We start from the raw sequence: 1,311 nt of genomic DNA, 5'->3' as shown, positions 1-1,311 counted from the left end.
TGAAGTATGAAGTGTCCCAGGTTTTGTTCCGTTTGAGTAGATGGGAAAATCTGGAACATGCCAAGGAAATTTGACCAGGATGTGAAGGACCGTGTGGTCCGTCTCGTGGAAGACCGCATCTTGGCAGAAAAATATGTCGATGCAAGCCGCGTGCCAGGCAAGTAGCTCCAAAGTTGGGAATTTCATGGCACACGGCCCGTCAATGGACTTAAGCCTGCCCGCCGTGCAGGAAACATCCCAGAACCTGTGCCTGAAGACTTGGCCGCAGAGAACGCGAGGCTACGCCGTGAAAATCAAGAGCTACGCGACACTAATGAGCTACTGAAGGCTGCCTCAGCTTTTTCGCGTCGGAACCAGGCCCAAACGTTAAGAAATGATCCGATTCATCGATGAATACCGGAGTAGTTTTTCCGTCGAGTTCATCTGTAAGACGTTGAAGAATACCCGCGCTGGTGGGTTCATTACCTCGCGCGGCTATCGCCAGTCCAAGGCCCGTGGGTTAAGTGCTCGTCGCCTTCGTGATGCTGTGCTGGTTGAACGCGTTAGTGCTATTCATCGGGATAATTACGGTGTCTACGGTGTACAGAAAATGTGGCATGCTCTCCGCCGTGACGGAATTGATATCGGTCGTGAACAAACTGCCCGTTTAATGCGCCTGGCCGGTGTTTCTGGCAAAGGCGGATCACTAATCACAACCTTAAAGCCTAACGTGCCTGATCTGTGCCCGGACTTGGTCGAGCGTGAATTCAAAGCCCCAGGTCCGAACAAGCTGTGGGTGGCTGACATTACGTATGTGCGCACGAAGAATGGCTTTGTGTATGCCGCGTTTGTCACCGACGTTTATTCCCGACGGATCGTTGGGTGGGCGTTATCAGACTCGATGCGGACTTCAAGCACTGCCGCTGCAAGCTCTTAACCAGGCGATCGTGTGTGCTGAGGAAACAACAGGTCTCATTCACCATTCGGATCACGGCTCACAGTATGTCAGCGTGGTCTACAACGAGCGACTTGCCCAGCACGGGATTGCCGCTTCCACCGGAACTGTCGGGGATTCTTATGACAATGCTCTGGCAGAAAACATTAATGGTTCCTACAAGAACGAGCTAATCCATACTCGCAGGTGGAATAACGTTGTCGAGGTAGAAATCGCGACGCTCAAATGGGTGTCATGGTGGAACGAGACGAGGCTCCACCAAAGCTTGGGATACCGAACCCCAGTCGAGGTCGAAACCGAATTTTGGAAGCAGAACCCGCCACAGGAAATAATAGAAATCAAGGCAAATGCCTAGAAACAAAACTCGGGGCACTTCA

General features: G+C 52.0%; 1 pseudogene. It reads left to right on the top strand.

Annotated elements, in window-relative coordinates:
- The first annotated feature begins 57 nt into the window (after window positions 1-57).
- Window positions 58-1,289 (top strand): annotated as a pseudogene (locus MHY13_RS12085) (IS3 family transposase).
- The last annotated feature ends 22 nt before the right edge of the window (window positions 1,290-1,311 follow it).

The organism is Corynebacterium sp. ACRPE (assembly GCF_022347435.1).
Lineage (GTDB): Bacteria > Actinomycetota > Actinomycetes > Mycobacteriales > Mycobacteriaceae > Corynebacterium > Corynebacterium tuberculostearicum_D.
This window is presented reverse-complemented; position numbering and strand designations above follow the sequence as displayed.